The following is a 7662-nucleotide window of genomic DNA, read 5'->3' on the forward strand; positions in this document are numbered from 1 at the left end:
CCCGAGTTACGACAATTTTTAAGAACATTAACTCCCGGCACTTGCATTGTTATTCAATATGATAATCAAAGACCTACAAGTGCAACATTTCAAGGTTTTCAAGGAAACAACGTAATTATTCTATCTGACTTTGATTGTTTCCCAGGATTAGCACGTATTGCGATTAACAAAATTAACGTAATCTCTATAAATTCACCTGATTGTGATCGTTTCCGTTGCAAACGTCGTAGACATTGCGACGAACATCATGAACACAAACATGATCATGAAGATGATTTTTAAAAATTAATTAATAGAAAAACCTTTCCTTTAATTTATAAGTCAATTTGCAAGAAAAACACCTATTAAAAAATAGGTGTTTTTCTTTTCTAAATTTTACCTAACTGAACATAAATAACAAACCATTTCATATAGCGGACATATACTATTGTAAGGTCGGCATCCAAAAGACCCAAATAAATACCCATGCCAAGAAATAAAACTACAAAGTATTTCTTGGCACCTTTACATAAAACAACAACACATTTATTAAGAATGTACAAACCTAATTAAAAATTTATACATATGATACATTATACTTTTCATAAAAAAACAAAATAAGATAAGGGCCCTCTCCCTTATCTTTTAATATTAATAAATATCATTTATTAATATTAAACTACTCTTCGAACACTAATAACATCTAGGCTTGTCACATTAATGTTCGCAGCAGCATCAACCCAAATAAGAAATCCATCCTCTATACGAATAAAGACTCCTGTTCCATCGATCTGATCTCCACCGGAAAAAACATTAATTTTATCTCCTTCTCGTAAACCATCTAATCTTCTACGCCCTTCAAGATTCCCCACTTCTTTCACCTCCTCAAACTCTCTTCTTCTTCGATTTCTATTACATTCATCACATTCACATCTGCGATTAAAAGACATTTAACATACCCCCCTTTTCCTAAAAAATTACTTACACTGTATTCTATGAAAATAAAAAATCATTTGATTAGACTTTCTTCCCCTATCAAATATCTAATTAACTAACTTATTAAAATAAAAATTACTAAACTCCACGATTGTACAAGCCATTTATTATCACTTACATAAACTACAAATAAGATGATAATCATCTTACACTACCCCAAAACCCCAAATTACCTTTTCAACAGCTATCTTTAAAAGATAGCAAAAAAAGACAGTTTCTTTACTGTCTTTTTTTAATTTCAGGTGACACCAACAAAATCTACAAAATGTTGGTGTTACACCTATTTATACATATTGTGTCTAATACCAGCGTAGCTGCGATTAGACACAATATAATTTATTTTGTTACTTTAGCAAAAAAAACTGAAAAAGATCAGCTTTTTCTATTTACTGAAAATCAAACGAACAAACTCACAATTACTAATAAAATAAAAATTTATCTTACAAAAATGAACTTATAATTAAATTATTATAATAACTTAATTATAAGTGATTAAAAGCTGGCACTCTCTCCCTATAATCCATCCTACGCTTTTTATTCCACGGTTCACTTGACTACGATCCTCTACACCCTCATACTCAAGTGACTTTCGCGACATAAACGCATAGGACTCAGTGGATTACTTCCAAAATTTATACCATTTCTTTTCATTATTTGCCGCAATCATTAATTTTACTTCTTGAAGTTCTCGCATAACAGTTATAACGGCTTTATCTCGATCTGTAATCTGTTTATTTTCTATAACATTTGAATCCATTAATAATTTTTGCTGCGATTCCAATAAACTTGTTAACTGAGTTATTTGTTCACTTTGCATTTGTAATTGTCTTTGTTGTATATCAATTGTACTTTTTAATTCTTGTAATAGCTCTTTTAAATCATTCGATTCAGGAGTTATAACAGTCATATCTGTATCTTTAGCCTTCAATCCTTCTTCCTCTAAAAGAAGTTTACAAGCATCTTCTAATGTAACTTGCGGCATACTTTTCAACTCTACTAATCTTTGTAACAATTTCAAATCATAATCACCAAAGATAACTCGTTCTCGCTCATCACGTTTAAAAGCATAACAGTTATAACTCTCAATCAACAAATAATACTTTTTAACCGTAGAAGGTGATATTTTCAATCTTTTCGCAACCTGAGATACATTCTCATAAATTGTAGGAGTCATAATAGTCATAACCTCCTTTTTTAACATTTAAATTTCGATATAACAGTTATAACTCCTTTATCTTATCATCACAACTGAAACTTTTGATATTTTCCTATTCCTTAATTAATAATCAAATAGATGTTCTTCCCTATGCTTCGCTAATTTTCTTATATCTTTCCTTATTTTTGGTTTCTCGGTTTAGCAACAACAATACACGATCCATTCCTGTCTCTACAACAATAGAGTGCGCCCTACAGGACAACGCCGGCTTCGCCGATCACGGACAAGTCGTACAAGAACAAAAACCATGGACTTCGTCCAAATCCACTGGGTAGATTTTCCCTAGCCCCCCTCCTAATATCATAAAAATAAAGAGTCAGAGGAATTCATCACAACTGAAAATCACCTAAAATTAAAAAAGACCACCCTAGGGTGGTCTTTTTATGTAGGGTGGGAAGACATCGGTCTTCCCTTCGGGTTGCCCCGATGGAAATGGCGTTTTGTTTCCAAAACTGTTTTTCCTAATTACATATTATGCAAGAGTTTCGGTTTGGTTCCTAAATTATTAAATAATTCTTTTTTATGGTTTTGTTTTTGATTTTTAGTTGAAAACTTGCGTTTTGGCTAGAGTGCTGGCTCGTCGTGTGGGGGCGAAACCCCACATATTAAACGTATCAACATATTAAATAAGAACAATTTTTGAGCGATTGATCTAAGCGGTTCGGCTCGTATACTTGCTAATTCAAGTCGATAACCTTTAATCTTGCGTTTTGTCTGTCGGCTTGGCGAAAAAAGCATATCGAGCCGAAAAAAGTTTTGCAAGGACAAAATCAAAAAGAAAAAGCGATAGCCTTTAGGTGAGGATAAACGAACCGACTTTTTGATTCTGAGGGTGGAGATTTTTGAGTGGTTTTCTCAAAAATACAACCCGTTCCTTGCGGAACTTTTAGCTATATATATAAGAGTGAGAAGAGCAAAGTGAAGAAAGTCAGTAATACCAAGGGTTTATAGTATATGAGGTGTTACGAAAAAGTAACACCTGTGTTACTTTTTCGTAACACCTAAAAAAAGGAAAATCATAATAAAAAAAAGATGTCAATGAGAATTTGACATCTAAAATAAGTAGATTGGTAATTTATATTTTTTCTTAGACTCATCAATTTTAAAGTTCCTTAATGAATTTCTAAAAATATGTTGAGTTGCTTTATCTATTCCATCTTTAGGACTACAACACATAATATTGGGATTTACAAACCATGTACGACTTGTGCATGCACGACCATCCTCTGTTGTTATTCCTGCTTCTGCAACTCCTAAAATCCCTTTTTTAAATAAACCATTCATCGTTACAGAAACATTTTTTCTTGCCATTTTAAAACGTTCAGCTAAATATGTAGGTGATGCTGGAGTAGTTGTATCTACATTATCCTTATCAATTTTTTGAATAATAACGTTAGTTTTAAATTCCACATATGGAGCAAGTTTAAATAAAAGTGCTTCTTCCTTGCTACTCAAATACTCAAGTTCAGTAAGATAATTAATGTTATCCATAATTAGCTGCACAAACCTCACCCGATCTGTAGGTTTTTTCTTTTTCCCTATGAAATACTCATCTCCACCAGTTGTTTTACTTAATAACTGCAAGAGCATTGCCTTCTCTTCTTCTGAATAACCACCAGCTTGCAACTGGTCATAAATACTATCAATCTTGCTATCTCTTATTTTCGCTTTTTTTTCAGCTTGCCCAAAATCTACAACTTTTGTCATAAAATAATTCTCTCCCTTAGTGGAAGGAATCAACTTTTATATGTTAGAATGTATATAGAATATATATTGGTTGATTCCAACCTTATTATGAAAAACCGCCTTGCCGTCCAAAGCTGGGGCGGTTTTTCTCGTTTGTATGTCTTTCTCTATAATAACATGAAACACCTTGTTAAAGCTTTCCGTCTCTTGCAAAACACAACATCCAATCCTCTTTTTCTTCTTCAAACTCATGTAATTCAATGATGTCCTCTGAATTACCTATCATTCGACCATATTCAAGACCACTATCAACTGCAATTGATCGATATAAACAATACTTAAAAATCACATCTCCACATTTTCGGCATTGAATTGCATTTCTTTTTAATTTTTTCGCCATTATCACTCCTATAACCTATTGAATAAAAAGGGGGGATTTTTCAAAAATATAACTTAAAGTTAGAATCTTTATTTAACATATACATAAAATAAAAGTGAGAAGAGAATAATGTCACTCCGAAAGCTTATCTGATCATTTAGAGAAGCTTTTCTTTTTTATAAAACAAAATCAACCACCTAACCCTTTTCATAAAAAATTTCATGGACAGCTGATCTAGACGGTTCACTTTTTACTGATAAGACCCCATAAAAAAAGGACTCTGTTTTTAAAAAACAGAGTCCTTTTTTTGGGACTAGCAACCGGAAGTGAAAGTAGGAGGACAAGGAGAAGGAGTCGTAGGAAGAACTACTGGATTTCCAGTAACTTTAACTTGTTGAACTTGTAACACTTTCAGAGTAAGATCCAATACAATTTTTTCAGTTAATGAAGTAAACGTACCCTCAGGAGTCGCTGCAGTTGGTGAAAAATCAAGTTCAAAGAAGTCTGCAGCTACTAATTCACCAAATGGTTGTTCATTGTATTTAACATGATTTTGAAAGAAAGCTTTATCCAAACGTGCATTTAAACCTGTATCATCAACAAAATTAGATTCGAATTTTGTTGAATTAGCAAAAATTGGAGGGCTTAAAAAGTCCGTACACTTAAGTTCTGCAAAACCAAAAAACTGAACATCAGCAATTCTATCCTGAAGTGCTCCATTACATGCACTTGTAGCATATTCAATATTTTTACGAATATGTCCTGCTACAAATAATTTAGCTTTTTCAACAGTTAAAAAGTCAGAACCCGGAATAGCTTTAAATGCCACAGGTACAAGTTTAACTTGTTCTAAAAATACATGCTTTTTCACTCTCTTAATTTCAGTTGCTGCCGGATTAAGTGTAATATTTGACTCTACAACAATTTGAAGTGTTGTCTCCGCTAATACAACTGGAATCTTAATAGTTGGCGCGCTAGAAGGAGTATTTATTGGCGTAATTGGAGTAGCATTTAATGGTATTTGTTCTGTTGATGGGACTGGACAAGGACCTGGTGTTTGTTGTAGTTGTTGTGAACATGGTTGTTGATTCAAAAAAACAACCTCATTTCAATATATATTTAGAGGTTTTTACACACTCTATGTTACTAGAATATGTAGTATTAATTTTAATGTACGGGCAGATATAATAATCATTTGCTCATTTTTAGAAAGTAAAGAGATTTTTTTGAGCTGTAAATAAGTTTGGTTAACTTTTAAAGATTTTTCCATTATAACTAACTCAAACTTGTTAAACTTGTAGTAAACAAAACTTTATGTAAACTATATATAAATAAATTCTTATAGACGGTTTTTATGTTTTTATATACTATCCATTAAAGACCCTATAAAGAAAAGAACTCTGTTTTTAAAAAACAAAGTTCTTTTTCTGGACTATCAAGGACAAGGAGAAGGAGAAGGAGAAGAACAAGGAGAAGGAGTCGTAGGAAGGACTACTGGCGTTCCAGAAACACTGACTTGTTGAATTTGTAACACTTTCAGAGTAAGGTCCAATACAATTTTTTCAGTTAATGAACTAAACGTACCCTCAGCGGTTGCTGCAGTTGGTGAAAAATCAAGTTCAAAGAAGTCTGCAGCTACTAATTCACCAAATGGTTGTTCATTGTATTTAACATGATTTTGAAAGAAAGCTTTATCCAAACGTGCATTTAAAGCGTTTGTATCACTAATAAAATTAGCTTCGGAACTTTTAGAATTAGCGAAAATTGGAGGGCTTAAAAAGTCCGTACACTTAAGTTCTGCAAAACCATTAAACTGAACATCAGCAATTCTATCCTGAAGTGATCCATTACATGGATTTGTACCAGCATTTGTAGCATATTCAATATTTTTACGAATATGTCCTGCTACAAATAATTTAGCTTTTGTGACAGTAAAAAAGTCAGTCCCTTCAATAGGCTCAAATGCCACAGGTACAAGTTTAACTTGATCTAAAAATACATGCTTTTTCACTCTCTTAATTTCAGTTGCTGCCGGATTAAGTGTAATATCTGACTCTACAACAATTTGAAGTGTTGACTCCGCTAATACAACCGGAACCTTAAGTATTGTCGTTCTAGAAAAAGTTGCAGAAATTGGCGTAATTGGAGAAGCATCTAATGGTATTTGTTCTGTTGATGTGACTGGACAAGGTCCTGGTGTTTGTTGTTCGCTCAAAGAAAACAACCTCATTTCATTACATATTTAGAGATTTTTACACACTCTATTTAACTAGAATATGTAGTATTAATTTTAATGCATAGGCTTATATTATATTTGTTTATTTATACATTTAAAATTGATGGTTTTTTTGAATATATAGGTTCAGTTAACTTTTAGAAATTTTACCATCATGACTGACTCGAACTTGTTGAACTTGTAGTAAATTAATGATTAAATCTAATACAATTTTTTGACATATTTGATTTAAATGAGTTACTGACTTTTTTTGTATGGAATCCCCATTTCCATTATTAAATGCAGTATACTCAATATTCTGATGTATATACCCTTCTATAAATAAATTTCCTTTTAATACTGTACATATCCCATTACCTAACGATTGTGAAAATTGACTAGGAATAAATTTACAATTAGTTAATACTACCTCTTTGGAGATTTCTTTAACCCTTATAACCTTTTCTTCAAACACGATATTTTCTTCTAAACATATTTCAATTTTGTATTCCCCTATTACAACTGGAACTCTAATATGTATACAATCATAAGAAGTATAAGAATTATTATTTATTTCTCCTGTTTTCATAAATGGTGAGTCATGTAAAGGAACTACAACTGATTTATAATACTCATCCTTATTATTCATACCATAGTTATGAGTATCAGTAAGAAATATAATTTCATGAATTTCAGAACTAACCAAACGACAATCAAGCTGTTCTGGATAATAAGTTATAGTATTAAATAGTTTTGTATCAAATTGAGGGGATTGTTTATTATTGAGATCAATAAATTCAAATGTATTTTGAACTGAATTACTACAGATAGGAGCATGAAAAAAATCATCAATTTTTACATGAGTGGAGAATGAGCTTTTTTTAGTCATAAAACATACTTTTCCTTGTTCATAATTATCACACTCACTAGTACAGTCAACAGAATCGATTTCATCCATTTTTTCTTGATCTCCCAGTTCATTCATAAAATCAAATTCAGGAAAATCCGGAATCTCAAAAATAAAATCTATTAAAAATGTATTATTTGTTTCATCAACAGAATCGATTTCATCCACTTCTTCTTGATCTCCCAGTTCATTCATAAAATCAAATTCAGGAAAATCCGGAATTTCAAAAATAAAATCTGTTTGAAATGTATTATTCGTTTCATCAACAGAATCGATTTCATCCA

8 protein-coding genes are annotated in these 7662 nt (G+C 31.8%); 1 reads left to right on the forward strand and 7 read right to left on the reverse strand.

The window, feature by feature from the left end; all coding sequences use genetic code 11:
• On the forward strand, positions 1-282 hold a 282-nt coding region (locus MR071_RS24670), incomplete at its 5' end, for a hypothetical protein (RefSeq protein ID WP_242238203.1).
• A gap of 371 nt (positions 283-653) precedes the next feature.
• Here the strand turns inward: MR071_RS24670 and MR071_RS24675 are convergent.
• From MR071_RS24675 to MR071_RS24705, 7 genes are all read right to left on the reverse strand, one after another.
• Positions 654-929: a hypothetical protein gene (locus MR071_RS24675; RefSeq protein WP_242238204.1), complete on the reverse strand. Its 276-nt coding sequence runs from the start codon at positions 927-929 to the stop codon at positions 654-656.
• Between the two features lie 665 nt (positions 930-1594).
• Positions 1595-2149 (reverse strand): DUF3967 domain-containing protein, encoded by a 555-nt coding sequence (locus MR071_RS24680; RefSeq protein ID WP_105588402.1) that lies wholly within the window; start codon positions 2147-2149, stop codon positions 1595-1597.
• Between the two features lie 1095 nt (positions 2150-3244).
• Positions 3245-3898 carry a MarR family transcriptional regulator gene (locus tag MR071_RS24685; protein WP_242238205.1) on the reverse strand — a complete coding sequence of 218 codons (654 nt, stop codon included), beginning with the start codon at positions 3896-3898 and terminating at the stop codon, positions 3245-3247.
• A gap of 169 nt (positions 3899-4067) precedes the next feature.
• Positions 4068-4277, reverse strand: coding sequence for a DUF7695 domain-containing protein (locus MR071_RS24690; RefSeq protein WP_242238206.1), 210 nt, complete (start codon positions 4275-4277; stop codon positions 4068-4070).
• Positions 4278-4569: 292 nt separating this feature from the next.
• Entirely contained in the window at positions 4570-5349 is a 780-nt protein-coding gene (locus tag MR071_RS24695; protein WP_242238207.1) for a CsxC family protein, read from the reverse strand.
• A 342-nt stretch (positions 5350-5691) separates the two neighbouring features.
• Positions 5692-6471, reverse strand: coding sequence for a CsxC family protein (locus MR071_RS24700; RefSeq protein ID WP_242238208.1), 780 nt, complete (start codon positions 6469-6471; stop codon positions 5692-5694).
• Positions 6472-6622: 151 nt separating this feature from the next.
• A partial coding sequence (locus tag MR071_RS24705) for a BC_2427 family protein (RefSeq protein ID WP_375337525.1) occupies positions 6623-7662 on the reverse strand: 1040 nt, incomplete at its 5' end.

Source organism: Bacillus cereus group sp. BfR-BA-01316 (assembly GCF_022664195.1).
Lineage (GTDB): Bacteria > Bacillota > Bacilli > Bacillales > Bacillaceae_G > Bacillus_A.

Coding starts and splice junctions, on each gene's coding strand:
- MR071_RS24675 (WP_242238204.1), bottom strand. CDS start 929: ATGTCTTTTAATCGCAGATGTGAATGTGATGAATGTAATAGAAATCGA.
- MR071_RS24680 (WP_105588402.1), bottom strand. CDS start 2,149: ATGACTCCTACAATTTATGAGAATGTATCTCAGGTTGCGAAAAGATTG.
- MR071_RS24685 (WP_242238205.1), bottom strand. CDS start 3,898: ATGACAAAAGTTGTAGATTTTGGGCAAGCTGAAAAAAAAGCGAAAATA.
- MR071_RS24690 (WP_242238206.1), bottom strand. CDS start 4,277: ATGGCGAAAAAATTAAAAAGAAATGCAATTCAATGCCGAAAATGTGGA.